This window comes from Streptococcus sanguinis, assembly GCF_900635155.1.
GTDB lineage: Bacteria > Bacillota > Bacilli > Lactobacillales > Streptococcaceae > Streptococcus > Streptococcus sanguinis_G.
The window spans coordinates 1,928,099-1,949,433 of record NZ_LR134002.1; the positions used below are offsets into that span (position 1 = coordinate 1,928,099).

General features: G+C 46.2%; 17 protein-coding genes. 6 read left to right on the forward strand and 11 right to left on the reverse strand.

The genetic code is table 11. From position 1 onward, the window contains the following. Positions 1 to 7: 7 nt before the first annotated feature. Positions 8 to 1,549: a histidine ammonia-lyase gene (gene hutH, locus ELZ47_RS09630; protein WP_126435899.1), complete on the forward strand. Its 1,542-nt coding sequence runs from the start codon at positions 8 to 10 to the stop codon at positions 1,547 to 1,549. Between the two features lie 142 nt (positions 1,550 to 1,691). Further along, on the forward strand, positions 1,692 to 2,681 hold the full coding sequence (hutG, locus tag ELZ47_RS09635) for a formimidoylglutamase (RefSeq protein ID WP_126435900.1): 990 nt from the start codon (positions 1,692 to 1,694) through the stop codon (positions 2,679 to 2,681). Between the two features lie 57 nt (positions 2,682 to 2,738). On the opposite strand, the gene ELZ47_RS09640 is transcribed toward hutG, so the two are convergent. Further along, a complete protein-coding gene (locus ELZ47_RS09640) occupies positions 2,739 to 5,783 on the reverse strand; it encodes an AAA family ATPase (protein ID WP_126435901.1) in 3,045 nt (1,014 codons plus the stop codon). Positions 5,784 to 5,943: 160 nt separating this feature from the next. Here ELZ47_RS09640 and ELZ47_RS09645 point away from each other — a divergent pair, with 160 nt between their 5' ends. The 4 genes from ELZ47_RS09645 (at position 5,944) to ELZ47_RS09660 (ending at position 9,489) form a co-directional block, all read left to right on the forward strand. Further along, positions 5,944 to 6,765: a PrsW family intramembrane metalloprotease gene (locus ELZ47_RS09645; protein WP_125332026.1), complete on the forward strand. Its 822-nt coding sequence runs from the start codon at positions 5,944 to 5,946 to the stop codon at positions 6,763 to 6,765. Between the two features lie 312 nt (positions 6,766 to 7,077). Then, the gene (locus ELZ47_RS09650; RefSeq protein WP_126435902.1) at positions 7,078 to 8,127 is read left to right on the forward strand and encodes a bifunctional glycosyltransferase family 2/GtrA family protein; all 1,050 of its coding nucleotides are present in this window, start codon (positions 7,078 to 7,080) and stop codon (positions 8,125 to 8,127) included. Next, on the forward strand, positions 8,124 to 9,035 hold the full coding sequence (locus tag ELZ47_RS09655) for a phosphodiester glycosidase family protein (RefSeq protein WP_125332022.1): 912 nt from the start codon (positions 8,124 to 8,126) through the stop codon (positions 9,033 to 9,035). The genes ELZ47_RS09650 and ELZ47_RS09655 overlap by 4 nt, the downstream gene beginning before the upstream one ends. Further along, on the forward strand, positions 9,016 to 9,489 hold the full coding sequence (locus ELZ47_RS09660; protein WP_164549606.1) for a hypothetical protein: 474 nt from the start codon (positions 9,016 to 9,018) through the stop codon (positions 9,487 to 9,489). Before ELZ47_RS09655 ends, ELZ47_RS09660 begins: the two co-directional genes overlap by 20 nt. A gap of 92 nt (positions 9,490 to 9,581) precedes the next feature. On the opposite strand, the gene ELZ47_RS09665 is transcribed toward ELZ47_RS09660, so the two are convergent. From ELZ47_RS09665 to ELZ47_RS09710, 10 genes are all read right to left on the reverse strand, one after another. After that, the gene (locus ELZ47_RS09665; protein WP_125332019.1) at positions 9,582 to 10,184 is read right to left on the reverse strand and encodes a histidine phosphatase family protein; all 603 of its coding nucleotides are present in this window, start codon (positions 10,182 to 10,184) and stop codon (positions 9,582 to 9,584) included. Continuing rightward, a complete protein-coding gene (locus ELZ47_RS09670) occupies positions 10,185 to 10,781 on the reverse strand; it encodes a histidine phosphatase family protein (protein WP_125332017.1) in 597 nt (198 codons plus the stop codon). It lies immediately after the preceding gene. Between the two features lie 11 nt (positions 10,782 to 10,792). Then, complete coding sequence (locus tag ELZ47_RS09675) at positions 10,793 to 11,656, reverse strand: HAD family hydrolase (protein ID WP_232011357.1); 864 nt, start codon at positions 11,654 to 11,656, stop codon at positions 10,793 to 10,795. 241 nt (positions 11,657 to 11,897) lie between these two features. Continuing rightward, on the reverse strand, positions 11,898 to 14,135 hold the full coding sequence (locus tag ELZ47_RS09680; RefSeq protein WP_125332013.1) for an alpha-galactosidase: 2,238 nt from the start codon (positions 14,133 to 14,135) through the stop codon (positions 11,898 to 11,900). A gap of 108 nt (positions 14,136 to 14,243) precedes the next feature. Then, positions 14,244 to 15,188: an AraC family transcriptional regulator gene (locus ELZ47_RS09685; RefSeq protein ID WP_164549607.1), complete on the reverse strand. Its 945-nt coding sequence runs from the start codon at positions 15,186 to 15,188 to the stop codon at positions 14,244 to 14,246. Between the two features lies 1 nt (position 15,189). Continuing rightward, complete coding sequence (gene metF, locus ELZ47_RS09690; protein ID WP_072073413.1) at positions 15,190 to 16,068, reverse strand: methylenetetrahydrofolate reductase [NAD(P)H]; 879 nt, start codon at positions 16,066 to 16,068, stop codon at positions 15,190 to 15,192. Positions 16,069 to 16,205: 137 nt separating this feature from the next. Next, positions 16,206 to 18,458, reverse strand: a complete 2,253-nt coding sequence (gene metE / locus ELZ47_RS09695) for a 5-methyltetrahydropteroyltriglutamate--homocysteine S-methyltransferase (RefSeq protein WP_125332009.1) — start codon at positions 18,456 to 18,458, stop codon at positions 16,206 to 16,208. 243 nt (positions 18,459 to 18,701) lie between these two features. Beyond that, positions 18,702 to 19,685, reverse strand: coding sequence for a hypothetical protein (locus ELZ47_RS09700; protein ID WP_126435904.1), 984 nt, complete (start codon positions 19,683 to 19,685; stop codon positions 18,702 to 18,704). Between the two features lie 39 nt (positions 19,686 to 19,724). Next, a complete protein-coding gene (locus ELZ47_RS09705; RefSeq protein ID WP_126435905.1) occupies positions 19,725 to 20,822 on the reverse strand; it encodes an AI-2E family transporter in 1,098 nt (365 codons plus the stop codon). A 76-nt stretch (positions 20,823 to 20,898) separates the two neighbouring features. Beyond that, positions 20,899 to 21,270 (reverse strand): insulin activator factor, encoded by a 372-nt coding sequence (locus ELZ47_RS09710; RefSeq protein WP_125332003.1) that lies wholly within the window; start codon positions 21,268 to 21,270, stop codon positions 20,899 to 20,901. Between the last annotated feature and the right edge of the window lie 65 nt (positions 21,271 to 21,335).

A 21,335-nucleotide genomic window follows, 5' to 3' on the forward strand; every position in this document is an offset into this window, starting at 1 on the left:
ATTTTACATGTCAAAATTGATTCACTTAGACGGAAACAGTCTAACACTTGAAGATGTTATCGCAGTGGCTCGTCATGGAGCCACCTGCGAAATTGTCCAAGAAGCAAAGAAAGCTGTAGAAGCTTCCCGCAAAATCGTAGATGATATCGTCCGCGAAAAACGGGTAGTCTACGGTGTTACAACTGGATTTGGCTCTCTCTGCAATGTCAGCATCTCACCAGAAGATACGACCCAGCTGCAAGAAAACCTAATCCGTACGCACTCCTCAGGCTATGGCGATCCCCTGCCAGAAGATGCAGTCCGTGCTATCATGTTAATTCGGATTAATTCCTTGGTCAAGGGCTATTCTGGTATTCGTTTGTCCACTGTCGAAAAGCTCTTGGAATTGCTCAATAAAGGCGTTGTGCCTTATATTCCAGAAAAAGGCTCTCTGGGAGCTTCTGGTGACTTGGCACCGCTAGCTCACATGGTTCTGCCTATGCTAGGACTGGGCCGCGCTTACTATCAAGGTGAATTGCTCTCTGGACAAGAAGCTTTGGACAAGGCCGGTATCGAGAAAATTGCTCTAGCAGCTAAGGAAGGGTTGGCGCTGATTAACGGTACGACTGTCCTGACAGGTATCGGAGCCTTGGCTACCTACGATGCCATCCAGCTGCTTAAACTGTCAGATGTCGCTGGCGCTCTTTCCATGGAAGTCCATAATGGTATTACCAGTCCATTTGAAGAAGACTTACACACCATTCGACCTCAGAGCGGTCAGCTAGCTACAGCCCGCAATATCCGCAACCTTCTGGAAGGCAGTGGCAACACAACCGTAGCCACTCAACAACGGGTCCAAGACCCTTACACCCTGCGTTGTATTCCTCAGATTCATGGTGCCAGCAAGGACTCTATCGCTTATGTCAAGACTAAGGTTGAGATTGAAATCAACTCTGTTACAGACAACCCTATCATTACTAAGGAAGGCCATGTTATCTCAGGCGGTAACTTCCACGGTGAACCAATGGCTCAGCCATTCGACTTCCTAGGCATCGCTATTTCTGAAATCGGTAATGTATCCGAGCGTCGCGTGGAACGTCTGGTCAACAGCCAACTGAGCAAGCTCCCATCCTTCTTGGTCAAACACCCAGGACTCAACTCTGGCTTTATGATTACCCAGTACGCTTGTGCTTCGCTTGCTTCTGAGAACAAGGTCTTGTCTCATCCAGCCAGCGTAGACTCTATCCCATCTTGTGAAAACCAAGAAGACTTTGTCAGCATGGGAACTACTGCAGCACGTAAGGCAGCTGAAATTCTCAAGAATTCTCGCCGCATCGTGGCAACAGAAATCATGGCAGCCTGCCAAGCTCTGGATCTGAAACCAGAAAACCATGAACTTGGTAAAGGAACCAAGCCAGCCTACGACCTCTTCCGTCAGCATGTCCGCTTTATCGAGTTTGACAAGGACATCGAAATCTATGAAGAGCTCAACAAAGCTTCTGAGCTGATTGAAAACGAAGAATTCCTAGCAGCCGTTGAAAAGGCTGTAGACTTGAGCATTCAGTTCTAAAGCTGATGACTCTGTAAAAAAGCTAACCTAAGAAGCCCGCTCTCGTTCAGCTGGGCTTCTTTTCCCGCCAAAAGTCATTGACAGGCTTGGTGGAAACTCTTATAATAAAGTCGCAAGTATCGTTATGGAAAAGGATAAAATCATGTTAGAAGATTACTATCAGCTAGATAACAGCTACTATCATAAGAGACTGGATGATGATTTATATGCTGCCAAGTGGGGCATGGTTATTGAGTTTTTGGACTTAAATGACCCTAACTTAAGGCCCTTTGATGGCGTCAACTTTGCTTTGATTGGCTTCAAGAGTGACAAAGGGGTTTATATCAACCACGGCCGAGTGGGGGCTGTCGAAGGACCACAAGCTATCCGAACTCAGCTAGCCAAGCTTCCTTGGCATCTTGGTAGAAACGTCCGCGTCTTTGATGTTGGCGATATTGACGGGCCTAACCGCTCTCTGGAGCAGCTGCAGCAAAGCTTGGCTCGGGCAGTCAAACGCCTGCGAGAGCTCAATCTCCGGCCCATTGTCCTAGGTGGCGGCCACGAAACAGCCTACGGCCACTATCTGGGCCTCAAGTCGTCACTAGGACCTGACCAAGACTTGGCCGTTATCAATATGGATGCCCACTTTGATTTGCGGCCCTATGACCAGACTGGTCCTAACTCCGGTACCGGTTTTCGCCAGATGTTCGATGACACTCTAGCTCAGAAGCAGGCCTTTAACTACCTTATCCTAGGGATTCAGGAGCATAATAACAATCTCTTTCTCTTTGACTTTGTGGCAAAATCCAAGGCTATCCAATTTCTGACTGGTATGGATATTTACCAAATGGGTTACAAGGAAGTCTGTAAGGTGGTCGATACCTTTTTGGCCGACAAGGAGCAGGTCTATTTGACCATTGATATTGACTGCTTTGCAGCTGGTGCCGCTCCTGGTGTCAGTGCCATTCAGTCGCTCGGTGTGGATCCCAATCTAGCGGTTCTGGTCTTCCAGCACATTGCTGCCTCAGGCAAACTGATCGGCTTTGATATCGTCGAAGTCTCTCCACCTCACGATATAGACAACCATACGGCTAATCTGGCAGCCAGCTTTGTCTTTTACCTGACCCAAGTCTGGGCACAAGCACATGATTGATAGATTTTTGGCTATTTTAAATATTAAAAAGAGGATGAAGATAGCTTTCATCCTCTCTTATTTTTTGTTCAAGCCCTGACGCAAGTTTTCCAATTCCTTTAGCTGGTGCCGGTCTCGGTAGGGATTGAGCTGGCTTTTGGCTGTTTCATAGTAGGTCTCAAAGTCCTGATCTAGCAAGTCTTCAAAGTCTGCTTCCTGCAAGCTGCCAGTCAGCAGGCGATACTTAACCACAGCCATCAGATAGTAGATCAGCCCCTTGTCCCGCGGATTGCCATAGCGACTAATGAGGCTATCCTTTTTCCTCAGAAGATCAAGCACAGGCAGATAATCTCTCTTCTCACAGCCAATCAAGGCCAAATACACTTCCAACTGGGTCTCTTTCCAAGGGAAGCTGAGAGATTTCAAAGCTGTTTTAGCTTTGAGGAAAATTCGCTCCGCCTGCTCATAATCTTTCAGCTGATAATAGGTCATACCCAAGCCGATGTAGAAAGCAAAAATCGAAGGCTCTGCTGTTTTATTTTCCGTCAGCTTAATGGCCTCCTTCTGATGGGTCAGCGCAGTCGTGAAATTTCCGCGAATCTGCTCAATCTCTGCCAGATAGTCTAGAGCCGCCGCAATCTGAATCGAGTACTTGGAACGCAGCGAAGCCGTCAAGCTGAAACAATCAATAGACTGGTAGAGATGGTGAAGCGACTGCTCCTCATCCCCAATCATGAGATGATAGAGCCCCTTGAGCCGGAGATTGATAGCAATGGCCTCGTGATTGTTGGCCTGAACCGAAGCATCCAGAGCCAGCTCCGTATAGTAACGCATCTCCGGGATATTCTCCGTCTGGATGCAGTAGTAAATCATCTGCCGATAGCCTTCTAGGAGAAAATCCATCTGCTGCAGCTCCTTGGCCGAAATAATCACCTGCTGGATATTGTCCATCCCCTGCTGGTAATTCCCCGTCCGAATGGCATAGCGTCCTTCTAGATAGAGAAAGCGGAGAACCAATAGCTGAAAATCCTTGTGATTCTGATGTTTTCTCTCTAAGCCCTCTATCTCCCGACGTATACGGTCAAACTGGTCTAAAACTGCGGACTGATTGATATCATCCGTCTTTTCGATAAAACCAAACTCCCGTGAATAAATTGGAAAGAGCTCGTGATGAAACTGCAGCGTAGCCTCAAGATAATGCAGCTCGTACTCCAGAGACTTAATCGGCTGCTTGGACATCTTGTAGTGATAGGCGATTTCATTGAGCAGCTGAGCATGATAGAGAGAGTCTCCCAGCTGGTCTTCCATGCCTTGGGCAATCTGGTGATGCAGCATTCGCTTCTTGGCAAGTGACAAGCGCTCATAGGCGTAGATTCTCAAAAGCTCCTGACTGAACCGCACTACCAATTCCTCGCCCTGCTCCTCTTCCATCAAGAGCTGCTTCTGTCCAAACTCCTCAGTGATTTCGACCACTTCTTCCATCGGCAGACCTAATAACCTAGCTAAGAGCGAAACCGACGCAGGAGCCCTAAAACAAGCCAGATAGTCCACCAACTCCTCTTCTTGACTGCTCAGGTAATCCAGCTTCAGAGACAGCTTGGCCTTGATGGACGGAGTCAGCGGATGAAACTTCTCCCCTCGCAGGAGCTGCTCAGCATATTCCGACAGGAAGAAAGGGATGCCTTGACTGACCCGATAAATATCCTCAAGGCCTTCTTCAGATATGGCTATCTGACCTGTCTGGGCTTGCAAGTAAGCTGCACTATCCTTAAAATTCAGCGGCTGCAGCTCAATAAAGCCCAGCTTATTGCGTATCAGCAGGTGATTGAAAAAATGTTCCAAATAAGAAGGGGTGCTCAGATGCTTGGTCAGCACAAAGGCCACAGGATAGCCGGTCAAATGATTCATAACCTGCTCTAGGACAGCAACACTGGCCTTATCCATCCAGTGACAGTCCTCAATCAAGATTATCAAAGCTTTTTTCTTAGAAATCTTCTGCAGAATATCCACCACAAACTGAGCCAGCTTGTCCGCATCCAACTGAAGACTAGAAGCGCCGCCTGTCAAAATGGGAAAATAACTCTCCAAAATGACCTGCCACTGGCTGATAGAGAGAATCTGGTGCTGAATAACCAAGTCGCCCAGACCGTCCAGCAAGCCACGCCAAGGCTGGAGCTCTGCCTTCATCTCTTCCTTGAAGCACTCAGCCATGACAATCTGGAAATACTTGGTCTGGTTGGCCAGTACTTGACGAGTCACTGTCCGCTTTCCAATACCAGTACCACCGACTAGAACCAGAGCACGCGCCTCCTGAGTCTCTATCACTTTAGAGAAATAAGATTCCAAGCGCTTGATTTCATCGACCCGCCCGAAAAAGTGGTCCGTATTGCGCAGAAACTGCTTGGTCTTGCGCTCGCTACGGTCCTTGGCAAGCACCTCATGATATAGTTGCTGGATAGGTTCCGTAGGGCTAATACCCAGTTCCTTATCCAAAATATTGACCAATTTGTAGTAAGTCTCTATCACTTTGCCAGGCCGATCATTATCCTGATAGAGCTTCATGAGCAGATGGTAGTTTTTCTCATCAAACTCATCAATGCTGATCAAGCGGCGCAAATTCCGCTCAGCCCCTTCCAAATCCAGCCGGTCTTTTTCTGTTTCCAGCTGTTGGTAGCAGGCTTGGATATAAAGTTGCTCATATCGGGTCCGCATCTTAGACACCCAATAATCAAAGGCCTCGCTGTCCTTGAGATAGAAGCCCTGCAGAAAATCACCCTGATAGAGAGACAGATGCTCTGCAGGATGGTTCGTAAAAAGTTCTACATCACTTTCAATCGCACACTCGGTATTAAGCGACAGCACAGTCCGGTTAGGAGCGACAATCCACTCCCCTCCTAGTAGCTTGTTAGCTTGATAAATGGTATTGCGCAGATTCTTTTTGGCAGTCTGATTATCCTTGTTTTCCCAGAGGATTCCTGCAATCTCCTCCCGATTGACTGCACCATTGATGTGGAGATAGTAAAGCAGAGCATTGATTTTGGCAAAAGGAAAAAAGACTTCCTCCTGATTGAGAAAGACACTCGGACTTCCCAGCAATTTCAACCTCAACAGATCTTTCGTCATGCAAACGCCTCCAAGAAACCTTATAGAACTAATATAAACAAAAAGAGACAGTTTGGCAAGTAAAGTATTATACCAGCCCTTAATTTCCAGTTTTTAAATTGGTTTTATTTAGGATTTTTTTGTTATACTAGGATGAAAATAAAATTTTAGAAAGTTACTTATGAAGAAAAATATTGTTCTTTTCATTTTTCTCCTTCTGAGCGCGATTGGCTTAGAATACGAGACACAAGCCTATACTACTGGCAGTATGTCAGGTACTTCCTATGGGATTGTCGGACTGTCAGCCCTCTTGGCTCTGCTCTATATCGTCCCTGCCCTGCTTTTGATTCGTCAACTGGGAAAAAAATGGCAGACGCCTGCACTTAGCCTTGGGGTAGCTCTGCTAGGTGGCCTTTTCATTTCTGGCTGGACCTCTGGCTTGGCTAATACCTATATCCACGAGTGGGTTAGCACCAGCTTCCCAAATACTCTGCTCAGTGACCTAGAAAATGCTATCGCAGCTCCGCTGGTTGAAGAACCCCTCAAGCTGTTGGCAGTTGCCTTTGCTGTCTATCTAGTGCCCGTCAAAAAGCTCAAATCCTTTTTGCTGCTGGGCATTACGGCTGGCATGGGCTTTCAGATTAGCGAAGATTTCTCTTATATCCTCTCTGACCTGCCCGAAGGCTTCTCCTTCACCATCTCTGGGATTCTAGGACGTATCACTGGCGGCATTGCCTCTCACTGGCTCTACACCGCCCTAACCACTCTCGGTCTGGCTCTCATGCTACGCTATGCCAAAACTCAGAAAAATTATTTCCGAGTGGGGCTCTTCTACTTCCTAGCAGCCTTCGTTCTCCACTTCTTCTGGAATTCACCGCTGACTGCTATCGAAACGGACATCCCAATCATCGTACCTGCCATGACTGCTCTGGCTGTCTTTATCTTTTACCAAGCCTACCGAACAGCCCATAAAATCGACCAAGAAGAATTGGAAGTAGAATAATTTCAAAAAACGACCGTTATGGCCGTTTTTTTGTTGCAGGAAAATATTTTCCCAATATTTATATTTGAATCATAGTAATAGATTGCCAACATTTGAATTTTCTAGTTTTTATAAGTATATACATAAATCACCTTTCATACTCTATAATTCATCCCACAACTTCACCTCAACCCCTCTTCCCATCGCATTTCTACCACATTCTACCCCTGCTCTTTCCTTAAAGAAATGTTAACATTTTCTTAAAACTAACTTATATTAGGAATTTTTAAGCCGCAGTCTGTATACTTTCTACAAATCATCTAAGAAAGAGGTATGGATATGGATTATCTAGTGATTCCGGCCTATGAGCCTGATTATAATCTTATTAAGCTGATAAAAAAAATTCACCATAAGAGTGATTTTCATATCATTGTTATCGATGACGGCAGCTCATCTAAATGCCAGATAGTCTTTGAGCAGGCGGAGCAGTACGCGACTGTGCTTCGTCATCAGGTCAATCAAGGCAAGGGGCAAGCGCTGAAAACTGCTTTTACCTTTATCCAAGCACTGAAGATATACGGAACGGTGGTAACAGCAGATGCGGATGGCCAGCACAAGGTCTGGGATATTTTCCGCGTAGCGGCCAAAGCTTCTGAAAATCCCAATCGGCTGATTCTGGGAGCACGCGCATTTGCTGGCAAGGTGCCTCTGCGCAGCCGCTTCGGCAATAGTCTGACTCGGGCTTTCTTCAGGCTTCAGACTGGCGTGGGTGTCTCCGATACTCAGACAGGCTTGCGAGCCTTTACGACCAACATGATCCCATTTATGCTAAAGGTAGAGGGCCAGCGCTATGAGTATGAAATGAACATGCTCTTAGAATCCAGCAAGGAATATCCCATTTTGGAAGTGCCCATTGAGACGGTCTATATCAATGACAATCAAGGCTCCCACTTCCGGCCGATTCGGGATGGGCTCATGATTTATAAAAATATTTTTAAATTCGCTCTGACTTCTCTCAGCAGTTTCGTCGTTGACTACATCGTCTATGCTCTGGCTCTCTTGTTTTTAGCCGCTGTGCCGACCAGCCTGAGAATTCTTTTAGCTAACGGAATTGCCCGCGTGACCAGCTCAATATTTAACTATTCGACCAATAAAAGGCTGGTCTTTAAGAACGACGACAGTATACTCAAGACAGGAACTGGCTATTTCAGCCTAGCTGTGGTGCTCTTTATCCTAGATACACTGCTGATTCGCCTCTTCTACGCTGTCTTTGGTCTTAATCTTCTGATTGTCAAAATCATCGTCGGCATTTTACTCTTCACCGTCTCCTGGATGGTCCAAAAGAGATTTATTTTTAAGGAAAGGACACACACCGTATCATGAAATTTTTAAAGAAACGCTATGCCTATGCCTCCATTTTCGGGCTGCTTCTGACAGCTTCTTTCAGCTACTCCATGCTGAAAACCTTTGTCATCGCAGAGACCATTTCCACGGTTTCAAGTACGAGTTCGTCGTCCAATGCCGAGGCTGCCAGCAAGGCTGCGGAAACAGCGACTGTGACGGATACCAGTTATTCAGACGACAACATCTCGGTCACGTTGACTGAAAAGACCGTCAGCAACACCCAGGTCTACATCGCTGATGTGACCGTCAGCTCATCAGAATACCTGAAAACGGCCTTTGCCCAAAACACCTACGGAAACAATGTCACCGCCAAGACCTCAGAAACGGCTGCTAACAACAATGCCATCCTAGCGGTCAATGGCGACTACTATGGAGCCAACACAACTGGCTATGTCATCCGCAATGGCGCCGTCTACCGCGATACCGTCCGAGAAGACTCCAGCAATGGTGATTTGGCTATTTACAAAGACGGCTCCTTCAAGATTATCTATGAAAATCAAGTCTCTGCCGATCAACTGGTTAAAGACGGCGTGGTTAATCTCTTGGCCTTCGGCCCATCTCTTGTAGAAAATGGTGAAATTGTCGTTGATACCAACTCCGAAGTCGGCCAGTCCATGTCTTCCAATCCTCGGACAGCTATCGGTATCATTGATGAAAACCACTATATCATCATTGTTTCAGACGGACGCACCACAGAAAGCGAGGGGCTTTCCCTCTACCAGATGGCAGAAATCATGAAGTCTTACGGTGTCAAGACCGCTTATAACCTTGATGGCGGCGGCTCCTCTACACTTTACTTTAACGGTCAGGTCATTAACAAACCTACAACCAACGGAAACACTATCTCAGAAAGGTCGGTGAGTGATATTGTCTACATCGGTTACTAATCCCAGCAAAAAACGTTTTAGAAAAACAGCCCTCATCTACGCACTATTAACTATTTTCTTCTTTTCATTCAGCAGAATCTATGAATCATTCAGCTTCGGCGAAACATCTAGCCACATGCACTATCTATTTGCCATTCCTCTAGCGGGCGGAATCCTACTCCTGCTCTTCATGAAGGTCATCCCTAACCTCTCTCGGCTCAGCCTCAACCTCTGGAACTCAGCTGTAGCCATTATGACAGCCGGTATGCTCTTCCGTGGCATCGTCAACCTATCTGGCCGCTCCACGACGCTGGATATGCCTTATTGGTACGTAGGAACGGCCTTTGCAGCTCTGGCACTACTCTCCATGGTCTTTACTCGAAGTGAATGGAATAAAGAATGCCAAGCACAGCCAATACCCAGCAAAAAAGAAGACGCAGAACTAAGTCGCCCTGAAACCTACAGTCAAGTATAAACCAAAAAACCTCAGAAAAATCTGAGGTTTTTATTGTAGTGATAATATTTCTGTTTCTTCATTACTATGAGCCGTTAAAAAAATTTGCTTTTTCATTCACACTCATAAACATCACCCGTCAGCGGGTCAATGACTTCTGCTAGCTTAAAGTGTCCCTGCTCATAATGGTAATGACAAATGGCGCAGTTGCCAAAGCGTACCTTGGGGTCGAGGTCTTGAGCCGCAATCTTGAGATAGAAGGCCCACATGGCACCGCCGTGGCTGACGGCCAAGACTGGCTCTGCATCCGCCTGCTCCATGACCTCAGTCAGAGTGACTAGCACGCGCTCACCGACTTGGTCCACACCTTCTCCGCCATAGGGGACGAAGAGGTCTTCAAAAGAGGTAGCTCCTGGCCGAAATTTCGGTTGCAGGCGTTCGGGCTGAGCTTCAAAAAGACCAAAGCTCCATTCTTTAATGCCCTTAAGGCGAGTATAGTCGGTCCGGCCAGAGACAAGTTCCAGCGTATCAGAAGCCCGCTCCTGAGTAGAAGAGTAGAGACGTCCAAAACGAATGCCCCGCTCTTTCAAATAAGCTCCTGCCTGCCGGGCCTGTTCCTGCCCCAGTTCAGTCAAAGGAGAGTCGCAAGCTCCCTGCACCAAGCCTTCTTGATTGAAAAAAGTCTGACCGTGCCGCATCAAGTATAAATCTTTCATTTATTTTTCCTTCCAGTTGCTAAAATCGTGACCAATCACTTTTTCTAGGTAAAATTGGTCATGTTCAAAAGTAAACTTCAAAATACCGCAATTGGTCATGTGACCTAGACTTTCCAGACGCCAGTTTTTCTGCCAAGCTCTGGCAAAATTGGCCATAGCTGCGCCATGAGAGACCATGAGCACGGACTGGCCATCTGTCTCTTGCATGAGCTTGAGAACGGTCGCAGCCATGCGCTCCCTGACCTGATCTTGTGATTCACCGCCATAGGTCACAAAGAAATCTCCATAGGGCAGGGGCGGATTAAGATCCTCGCTTTCCCCTTCAAAAGTGCCAAAGTTCCACTCCTTGAGTCCCTTGACACGCTTATAGGGAATCTTACCGTCCGTTACCAATTCCAAGGTATCACAGGCCCGCTCTTGAGTAGAGCTATAAGCATCATCAAAAGTAATTCCGGCATCCTTAAAATATTGCCCTGCCACCTTGGCTTGATAGATGCCAAAATCAGTAAGAGGAGCATCACACCAACCCTGCACCTTATGGCGTAGGTTGAAAAGCGTCTGGCCATGCCGCATCAGATAAAGAGATTTTGCAATCATTCATATCTCCTTTAGATGAGTTCTAACTTTTCAAAGGCCTTGTAGAGACCGTCTTGGCTGACCGAGTCTGTCACCAGATCGGCCATAGCCTTGATTTCCGCTCCGCCATTTCCCATAGCGACCCCGACCTGACAATAGTCCAGCATAGGAATATCAACCTTGGCATCACCGAAAGCCAGAGTATCCGCCTTGTCAGCGTGAAGATTCTTCAGGAGAACCTCAATGGCATGTGCCTTGGTGATGTCTTTAACACCTAGGTCACCAAAGAGATCATGCTCACCTTTGCCACCCCAAGTTCCTGCCTTGAGCTCAGGAAAAGCTGCCTCAGAGTCCAGATGGTCTTGGTAGCTCCTGAGAATAAAGCTGACTTTGTTCAGGTCGTCCCGATAGAGCTCCCCGCCATAAACCAGGCCGTGAAGAGCTTCTTCTGCCTCCATATTTACTACTTTTTCTGGATTAACACCTTTTCCAAGGACGTAGGTCCGAAGCACTGGTCGCGCTGCTTCGCGGAAGCCTTTGCTTGCAAATAGACCGTTATTACTCTCTAGGTAAAACTCTAGCCCCCGCTCTTGAAGCCAGTCGACTAGCCTTTTAGCGACATCTCGCGGAATCAGTTGGTGCAGAATAACCTCCCCCTCATGCTCCACATAAGAACCGTTGCCACCAATCATCCCATCAAAGCCAATATCCCAAATTTCCGGCGGCATCTCAGCCTTGCTGCGACCTGTGCAGACATAAACCAAATGTCCCTTTTCCCGTGCCTTGCGAATGGCGACAACAGCAGACTCCGGTATATGATTATCATAGTCGATGATGGTCCCGTCCACATCCAGAAAGATGATTTTTCTTGTCATAAAGCCCTCTCCTCCTTGCATTTACCGATTACTTTATTCTAATAATCCAATCTGGCAAATGCTTTCTTCATTTTTTACAAATTCTCTCATTCTGACCCAGCTCTATTTTATAAAGGCTCCATCCTATTATATATCTTTTCGAAAGCCTTTTCCTATAGAATTATCAGAGATATTGGTACTATCCTTTCTTTATTTAGAGAAAAAACAAGAAGGACAGCTTTTAATCAGCTTGTTCCTTCTGCTTTTTTATTTCCCAGCTTATCTACTCATCCCCTGCTTCAAACAGCCAAAGTTTGGAATCAAAGTCATAGCTCGGCTTTTGCCCAGAATCCTCTAAAAGCTGACCGCTGGAAGCGTCCGTGGTAACCAGCCCAACTCGCATAAGCTCAGCCCCCGTATAGGCACGCCCCTCTAGCCGATAGACCTTATCCACAGCCAGTCCTTTCAGTTGCAAGCGCTGATGAGAACGATTGACTTGATTGAGGACCTTGAAAGTGCCTAAAAGTGCCGTGTTCTGATCCTGACTGACAACCATCCAAGCTGTCTGCCCATCTCCCTTAAAGGGCGACTGCAGTCGATAAAAAGTTCCATTATGAATTAGCTCTCGATGGCGCTTGTAAAAAGCTATCTGTTCCCTGACTTCAGCCAATTCTTCTGGACTTAGCTGATTAAGATCCAGCTCATAGCCAAAGGAACCGAAAAAGGCGACATTGCCCCGCGTCTTCAACGGAGTCAGACGATTGGTCTGATGATTGGGCACGATGGAGACATGGGCTCCCATGGACGAAAGAGGGTAGAGAAGACTGGTTCCATACTGGATTTTCAAGCGCTCAATCGCATCCGAATCATCACTGGTCCAAGCTTGAGGAGCATAGTAGAGCATACCTGGATCAAATCGGCCTCCACCTGAAGAGCACGACTCAAATAACAAGCTTGGATACCGACTGATTAAACGCTCATACAAGTCATAAACACCCAAGACATAGCGGTGAAAAATCTCTCCTTGCTGATCAGCTGGCCAGGCAGCTGAGAAGACATCCGTCAGAGGGCGATTCATATCCCATTTGATATAATCCAGCTGCGCTTCCTCGATAATCGCTGACAGACGCTCAAAAATCTCATCCACTACTTCCGGCCGAGAATAGTCCAAAACAAACTGGTTCCGACCATGGTGGGGCTGTCTATCTGGCACTGCCAGCAGCCAGTCAGGATGAGTTCGGTAGAGTTGGCTGTCCTTATTGACCATTTCCGGCTCAAACCAAAGACCGAACTTCATGCCTAAACCGTGAATTTGCTCTGCTAGCGAGCCCAGCCCCTGCGGCAGCCTTTCTGGATTGACAAACCAATCACCCAGCCCAGCACGATCGTTAGTCCGCTGGCCAAACCAGCCATCATCTAACACAAAGAGCTCCACCCCTACTTCCTGAGCCTTTTCAGCAAGCTCCAGCAGCTGATCCTCACTAAAGTCAAAATAGGTAGCTTCCCAGTTATTGATGAGCACAGGACGCGCTCGCTCGCGCCAGTAACCCCTAGCTAGTCGTCGACGAAATAGCTGATGAAAGGCTTGACTCATACCGTTGAGGCCCTGCTCAGAATATACCAGCAGAGCTTCTGGACTGGTAAAGGACTGGCCCGCAGCCAGCTTCCACTCAAAGCCAAAAGGATTGATGCCTAGCTGCATCCGTGTCACATCATAGGTATCCACCTCAGCCTGAATGAGAAAATTGCCTGAATACACCAAGGCCGCTCCTAGCACTGGACCTGAAAATTCCGTCGTTTCCGATCGCTTAAGAGCCACAAAAGGATTGTGGTGGGGACTGGAAATGCCGCGGGTTGACTCAATAGACTGAATCCCCTGCTGAAGCGGTCGCTCCTTGATATGGCGTTCCCGGGCCCATGCTCCCGATAGCTGCAGCCAGTCATAATCAGCATCTGGCAGATCCAGCGACAGACTAGCTAGGGATTCCAAATAGCAAGTTTCCCTACCTTGATTAATCACTTTGCTGGAGCGAGCGATAACCGGCCAATCAGCAAAAATCGTATAAAACAGCTGAACTTCCACTTCTGTCAACTCATCTCGCAGGGTCAAGATAAGAGTCTTAGCCTCCGTTTGAATCTCTGTATAAGTAGCGGGCAGCCCCTCTAAAGCTGGCTTACCATCTACCATCTGATGACTGACATAGACAAAGTCAGTAATACGCGAGCCATTTTCCTGCCGCAGACAGATAGCGGGATGGCGAAAGTCTGTCGTGCCGTATTCTGGAAATTCCTGCCGTACATGCTCCAAAGAATAGCGTAAATCCCCTTCTTTCCGATAGGTTGTCATGGGCCGATGCTGCAGCTCCACCAGATAAGAATAATCCCGCTCCGGAACCGCCGCTCCGTAGTATAGCTGCAAGAGTTTACCATCCTCCGAAACCCGAAAGATATAAGAAACCTCGTCGTTAGTCAGATGAAATTGCCTGCACTCTTCCTTAAACAAAATACTCGCCTTATTCATGACCTTCTCCTTTCACATTCTGCAATCACGCTTCCCCTTTCATTATAAAAAAGGCCACCCCTTTTGGTAAGCCTTTCTTTCTAGTATTATTTATCCAAATGTGACTTTTTACAGCTCCTGTCCCAGATGAGAGCTAGCCTTGCGAAAATTCAAGGGCGACTGGCCACGCGCCTTTTTGAAGGCTTTTGAAAAGCTCTGTGTTCCAGCAAAGCCTGTCTTACTGGCAATCTCTTCCACCGAAAGCTGGCTGCTCGTCAGCAAATCAGCTGCCATATTGAGCCGCAAATCATTACTGTACTCCTTAATCCCCTTGCCTACTTCATCCTTGAAAAGCCGAGATAGGTAGGAAGGATGCAGAGCCAATTTCTGAGCTAACTCCTGTACAGATAGACTTTCTGGCAGATGACTGCTCAGCAGTTCCAAGACCTGCTGGACATAAGGATTGACTCGACGACTTTCCGTGATTAAAGATGTCTGCTTAAGACGTTGGGACAAGAGCTCTAGAAAGCGATAAACTTGCCTTTGCAGAGCTAGTTCAGCTGTTATTCCGCTGCCCTCATAGGCCAGACTTTCAAAGACCAAGGCCTTAAATTCCTGCAAAGAAGGCAACTCAAAAGACCATTGGCCAGACTGTAGTCCCAGAGCCTGTAGATAACGAGGCAAGAGGTGCCCACCCAGTCCCATCCAGACATAAGACCATGGCTCTTCTCCATCAGCCTGATAAAAGACCGACTGACCCGGTGGCACCACAAAGCCCTGCCCTTCCTGCAAATCATAGCGCTGATTGCCAACGGAGTAAGTCCCCCGTCCCTCCAGTACGATATGAATGACATAAACATCCCGAACAGCCGGCCCAAAGCTATGATGGGCTTCCGTTTTTGAATAACCACAGAAGGCAAAAAAACAATCTTCTTGGCCAAACTGCATAGACTTAACCAAGGTCAGCGAATGCTCCATCAGCTCCTCCTTAGATTTGGATAAAATTTTTATCCTTATTATAAAACAAAAACCACTAAACAGCAACTGAATCTGATTAGTGGTTTCTTCATTCATCTTAAAAAGATTGTACAGATGGATTATGATTAAAGAGAGCATGAGTAGCCTTATAGATATGGTAGGCTGTTGCAGCATTATTCATAGTGTAAAGGTGTATGCCCGCCACATCCTGGGTCACCAAGTCAACAATTTGGTCCACAGCATAAGCCAGACCTGCTGCTCTCAGAGACTCTGGGTCATGTTCGTACTTATCCAGAATAGCCCGGAATTTTCTTGGCAGCTTGATATTCTCGCAGGTCTTGAGCAGGCGCAGAGCCTGATTACGATTGAGAATCGGCATAATCCCAGCATGGATAGGCACTTCAATACCGGCTAAAATACACTTGTCCTGAAAATCATAAAAGCGCTCATTGTCAAAGAAAAGCTGGGTCACCAAACTAGAACAGCCAGCATCCACCTTTTTCTTGAGATTTTGAATATCCGAAATTTGATTTGGAGAATCCGGATGGCCCTCTGGATAGCAGGCTCCGACGATGTTAAAGTGCGGCGCTTCTGTCTTGATGTATTCTATCAAGTCAGTCGCATAGGTGAAATCATCCTTAGGCGCTACATCTGGAAAAATATCCCCTCGCAAAGCTAAAATCTGATGGACACCAACCCGATCCAAAGACTGCAAGATATTGGACACCATATCCTTGGTCAGATAGACCGCAGGTAGGTGAGCAATCGTTGGAATCTTGAGGTCGTTGGCGATGAACTCCGTCAAACGAACCGTTGTCTCCTCAATGTCAAACTTATTATTGCTGGCTGTCACACTGATAAAGTGAGGAGCCAGATCTTGCATCTCTCTCAACGCCTGAAAAATCTTATCATTGCCTACTGCCGGATTGGGAGGAAATACTTCAAATGAGAGACTGGGTGTGTGACGACGAACCATATAACAAAAAGTTCCTTTCAATGATGGTAGTGATAGCCGAGGACAATCCTAGAAGAACAGCTCCTGCAGGATTGTCAGCTCCGCTTCAATTTTGGTATGTTCCTCCATCAAGATCAACTTTTGAGGTTCGAGGAGGATTATTGCAAATGTTGTCTAGCTGCTTTGGCTGCTTCTACTAAGCGCACCAAGCTAGCCTTGGTTTCTGGGATACCACGAGTTTTAAGACCACAGTCAGGGTTGATCCAGACCTTACTGCTTGGCACCTTAGCCAAGATAGCTTCAATCGTATGGTCGATTTCCCCTTCATTTGGCACGCGTGGTGAGTGGATGTCGTAAACTCCAGGCCCCACTTCTGTCTGGAAGTTCTTAGCCTTGAGCTCATCCAGGATTTCCAAGTTAGAGCGGCTAGCTTCAAAGGAAATCACGTCCGCATCCATGTTGTCGATCGCAGGGATGATATCTGTAAATTCTGAGTAACACATGTGAGTGTGGATTTGCGTATCGGGAGCTACTGTAGAGTGTACCAAGCGGAAGGCTGGAATTGCCCAGTCAAGGTAATCTTCGTACCAGTCGCTGCGACGGAGTGGCAATTTCTCACGAAGAGCAGCCTCGTCGATTTGGATAATTTTAACACCTGCAGCTTCAAGATCAAGCACCTCATCCTTGATTGCCAGGGCGATTTGAAGGGTAGAATCCTTGATAGAGATGTCTTCACGTGGGAATGACCAGTTGAGGATGGTAACAGGACCAGTCAGCATGCCCTTAACAGGTTTGTCTGTACGGCTTTGTGCATAGCTAGACCATTTAACAGTGATTGGGTTGAGACGAGTCACATCACCCCAGATGATTGGTGGTTTCACCCCACGCATACCGTATGATTGTACCCAACCATTCTTAGAGAAGAGGTAACCTGACAAGTTTTGACCGAAGTACTCAACCATGTCATTACGCTCGAACTCACCGTGTACAAGCACATCAAATCCAACTTCTTCTTGCCATTTGATCCATTCGTCAATTTGCTCTGCCAAGAACTTGTCATAGTCTTCTGCTGACAACTCACCCTTACGGAAGGCCAAGCGTTTAGCACGGACTTCCTTAGTTTGAGGGAATGAACCAATTGTCGTAGTTGGCAATGGTGGCAGATTGAGTGTCTTGTGCTGGATTTCCTCACGCTCTGCAAAGACCGGCAGGCGAGTGTAGTCTGCATCTGTCAAGCCAGCGATCCGAGCAGCCAGCTCTGCATTTTGCCCAACACGCTCTGCTGCAAAGAGAGCTTTGTTAGCTGCAAGTGCTTCTGCACCACCGCCATTGCGGATAGCATCCAAGTCACGGATTTCATCCAATTTTTCCACCGCAAAGGCAAAGTGGTTCAAGATTGCTGGTTCAAATTCTTCATTAGCAGTCGTAAATGGCACATGGAGAAGTGAACATGAGCTTGTCAAAACAAGATTTTCAGCTGGAATTTGCTCAAGCACTGCCAAGCTCTTTTCATAGTTGTTGCGCCAGATATTTTTACCATTGACAATCCCTGCATAAAGTGTCTTATCAGCTGGGAAGCCACCTTTTACAAGGTCAAGAGTTTTCTTGCCTTCTACAAAGTCCAGACCAATCGCATCTACTGGCAAGTTTACAAGGTCTGTATAGACGTCACGAACGTCACCAAAGTAGGTTTGAATCAAAACTTCAAGACCTTTTTTGTCTGCTAAAAGCTTCTTATAAAGGTCCAAGAAGAGAGCTTTTTCTTCTGCTGACAGATCTTTGACCAGACTTGGCTCATCCAGCTGGATACGCTCTGCACCTAGCTCTGCTAATTTGGCAAAGACTTCTTGATAAGCTGCAGCCAGGGCATCTACAAAGTCAGCCGGTGCCACACCATCTTCAAAGTCAGATACTTGCAGGAGAGTGAATGGACCAACCACAACTGGACGGGTTACCAAGCCCAACTCTTTCGCTTCTGCAAATTCATCAAAAATCTTATGCCCAGCCAGCTTGACTTGGGTTTCTTTTTCAAATTTAGGAACGATATAGTGGTAGTTAGTGTTAAACCATTTCTTCATCGGAAGGGCACGGACATCCCCTTTTTCGCCCTGATAACCACGAGCCAAGGCAAAATAACGCTCCAAGTCAGTCAACTCCAAGCCTTGTACAGATGACGGCACCACATTAAAGAGAAAGGCCGCATCCAGCACATTGTCATAATGAGAAAAATCATTTGACGGAAGCTCTGAAATTCCTTTTTCCTTAACAATATTCCAGTGTTTAGCGCGCAGCTCTTTGGCCGCAGCCAGAAGCTCTTCTGCTGAGATTTCATGTCTAAAGTATTTTTCAGTTGTAAATTTCAATTCGCGGAATTCGCCCAAACGTGGGAAACCAATGATAGTCGTTGACATAAACGTCCTCCAAAATTTTTCTTGATTTTATCTTATCAGAAAATCCCCCCTCTGTATAATTGGAATTTCCCAGAGTTTGATATAGCCTAAAACTATAACCCCTCTCGTCAACCAGTCCAAAATCCCCATTTTAGAAGCACCATTGACTGTAATTATTGTTTGCTATAGGTAGAAGTTATGACCTTGGAAAAAGAAAAACCAGCGATTTTTTATTCTCGCTGGTTTCGTAATAGCTTGTCTTGCTTATTCTGTTTCGTGGTAAGCCTTCTTAGCTTTTTCAATATCATAGTATCTGTCAAACTCTTCTTTAGAGTTGACGATATGCTCCTGACTGTCGACAGACACCTCTGGAGGAATGGTCACAGCTTCATATACATTCACAGTATCCGGCATAAGTAGACTGTAGACAGCTGCCTCCCTACTAAAACCTTCTGCACTGTTCTGCGAGTGTAATAAATACACTGTTGTCCCTTTTTTTTCTAGAAGCTTGTAAGCCTTCGAACTACTATCAAATTGAGTCTGGCCTAAAACGGATTTATCTACCCAAACTTCTCCACCAGGAGTAGTGGTATAAATGCCACTTGCTTTTTGGTCCCAATCAGTCGCTTGCTTTATAAAAGGTTTTCTCACGTAATCTTGAGCTAAGATCTCAATTTCCTCCATTTTTCGATTCTTTAAATTGAGGAAAAGCGGCTTCGTCTCCTGAGGATTCTTTAAATCTCGTATCCGAATTTTTAAATAGTCTTGACCCTGCCAAGTGTAAATTCCTCCTAGCTCTGCTGGTAAATAATTAGAATTGTAATTCTCTACAACTTTGTAGAGATCTATCTCCTTTTCTTCTTCAAGTCTTTTGTCATTGATACGATAGACACTAAGAGTCCAATAAGCACCGTCAGATGGTCTTTCCATCAAACGAAAGGGGAGCTCTTTCAGTTTAACATTCTGCCGCAGAATATAGCGAGAACTGTTTTGGTCAATTTTGTAAGAAGCATAACTACCGAACTCAGCCATCTTTTTGTCTTCTTCTGGGGTTGTTGAAACCCAATGGACAATAGCGCCCGCACCATCCGCAATCATTTCATAATCATCAATCTTTGCTTTACCCGTATACTTATGAAATTGTCCGTAATATTGTTTATTGCAGTAGAGATAGAGAGTCCAAGCCAGTAAAGATGAGAGTAATACTACTCCCAAGGTAATAACTGTTTTTGTTTTAGTCCATTTCATAATTAAGCTCCTATTTTTGCAAATTCATCGGCTAAGTAATTAGGCAGCTTCTCCACTTTCATTTTTCTCCTCCTTCTCCACAACAAACTCTCTAACCAAGCGGTAGATAACTGCGAATATAGGCGTGAAGAAAATCATGCCGACCAAGCCAAAGAGGTTGCCCCCAATCAGGGCGGCGGCTAAGGTAAAGAGTGTTGGGAGACCGACGGACTGGCCGACCACACGCGGATAGATGATATTGCCCTCAATCAGCTGCACTCCCTGAAAGACTGCGATTGAAAGAAGGGCTTTCCAAGGGCTGTCGGTGAAGATAAAGATAGCTCCCAGAGCACAAGCTGAGAATGGCCCAATGTAGGGAATGAAAGAGAGCACTCCAGCCAGAACTCCTGTCAAGGCCGCATAAGGCAAACCCGTCAGCGAGTAGGCGATAAAGACTAAGAACCCTACAATGACGGCCTCAATCATCTGACCCATCAGAAACTTATCATAGGTCTCGACAATGACAGAACCTACGTAGGACAGGCGTTTGACAGCCTTCTCTGGAAGCATAACCTGCAGGAGACGGCTAGTGATTGTCTGCAAATGCTCCTTGCTGCTCAAAAAAGCAAACATGAGAAAAATAGACATGATGATAGAAAAGAAATTGCCAAAAATGGCAGAGATATTGCCCGTCAGACTGCCCAGAAGAGAGATGGCTCGGTTGACAATATCGCTGTTTTGCAGTTGCTTGGTCAAATCTTTCAGCTGACTAGAAGAAAGCAAGCCAGACTGCTGCAGCCACTTGGCTACCTGAGGCGCTACCTTGCCGATTGTTGCGCTCAGCTGATTGACCGCTGTGGTCAGAGTCGGCACGACAATAGAAACAATTCCTGTCATAATGAGAGCTAAAATCAGCACCTCTAAAACCAAGGCCAGACTGCGTTGCAATTTCTGAGGGACTCGGCATTTGTCCAAGAAGTCTTCTAGTTTCTTCATCGGGACATTAAAGATAAAGGCTAGGACTCCACCCAGTATAATAGGCGAAAAAACCGAAGTCAGACTCTGCAGGCCAGACCAGATGTTCCCGATATAGAGAACCAGAGCCAGAGCGAGCGCCGCAAAGACAATCAGTTTATAAGATTCATTTATTTTTTTCATAAGGCTTCCTTTTAAGGTTTTGTCATTTCCTTATTTTATCATAATTTTCGCGGGCTTTCGAGCAAAAGGAAATAGGTTAATCAGCTTTGTCTTCACTCTTAAATTTTTGCAAATCTTGAAGATAGAAACTTCCTGAGATGAGAGCCAGAAGGCCAGCCGCCTCTCCCAAAAACGGAATAACTCCTGCAAGGAAAGCAAATAAAAGAAGCTTATGGCTCATCTTATTGACTCTTGAGTCTTCGCTATAATGAGCCATTCCGACAATAGAAAGCCCCAAAAACAGCAAGCTTGTTAATACTATCAAGCCGCCCCAACCAGAGTTTTCGACCATCTTGGGAACTAAAGCAACGATTTCCCAGTGCCATCTATTCGAAGAAGCGTAAAGGATTATCAGGCCTCCTAAGATACCGGCAATTCCATTTACTAATAACAATTTCTTTGATTTCATAGCAATCTCATTCTTTCTTTTTTAAAAATAGTATACCTAGCCACTTTCTAATCTGTCAACCTTTA

Coding starts and splice junctions, on each gene's coding strand:
- ELZ47_RS09710 (WP_125332003.1), bottom strand. CDS start 21,270: ATGAAATCAAAGAAATTGTTATTAGTAAATGGAATTGCCGGTATCTTA.
- ELZ47_RS09650 (WP_126435902.1), top strand. CDS start 7,078: ATGGATATGGATTATCTAGTGATTCCGGCCTATGAGCCTGATTATAAT.
- ELZ47_RS09665 (WP_125332019.1), bottom strand. CDS start 10,184: ATGAAAGATTTATACTTGATGCGGCACGGTCAGACTTTTTTCAATCAA.
- hutG (WP_126435900.1), top strand. CDS start 1,692: ATGTTAGAAGATTACTATCAGCTAGATAACAGCTACTATCATAAGAGA.
- ELZ47_RS09640 (WP_126435901.1), bottom strand. CDS start 5,783: ATGACGAAAGATCTGTTGAGGTTGAAATTGCTGGGAAGTCCGAGTGTC.
- ELZ47_RS09675 (WP_232011357.1), bottom strand. CDS start 11,656: ATGCAAGGAGGAGAGGGCTTTATGACAAGAAAAATCATCTTTCTGGAT.
- ELZ47_RS09655 (WP_125332022.1), top strand. CDS start 8,124: ATGAAATTTTTAAAGAAACGCTATGCCTATGCCTCCATTTTCGGGCTG.
- ELZ47_RS09680 (WP_125332013.1), bottom strand. CDS start 14,135: ATGAATAAGGCGAGTATTTTGTTTAAGGAAGAGTGCAGGCAATTTCAT.
- metE (WP_125332009.1), bottom strand. CDS start 18,458: ATGTCAACGACTATCATTGGTTTCCCACGTTTGGGCGAATTCCGCGAA.
- ELZ47_RS09705 (WP_126435905.1), bottom strand. CDS start 20,822: ATGAAAAAAATAAATGAATCTTATAAACTGATTGTCTTTGCGGCGCTC.
- ELZ47_RS09670 (WP_125332017.1), bottom strand. CDS start 10,781: ATGATTGCAAAATCTCTTTATCTGATGCGGCATGGCCAGACGCTTTTC.
- hutH (WP_126435899.1), top strand. CDS start 8: ATGTCAAAATTGATTCACTTAGACGGAAACAGTCTAACACTTGAAGAT.
- ELZ47_RS09645 (WP_125332026.1), top strand. CDS start 5,944: ATGAAGAAAAATATTGTTCTTTTCATTTTTCTCCTTCTGAGCGCGATT.
- ELZ47_RS09700 (WP_126435904.1), bottom strand. CDS start 19,685: ATGAAATGGACTAAAACAAAAACAGTTATTACCTTGGGAGTAGTATTA.
- metF (WP_072073413.1), bottom strand. CDS start 16,068: ATGGTTCGTCGTCACACACCCAGTCTCTCATTTGAAGTATTTCCTCCC.
- ELZ47_RS09685 (WP_164549607.1), bottom strand. CDS start 15,188: ATGAATGAAGAAACCACTAATCAGATTCAGTTGCTGTTTAGTGGTTTT.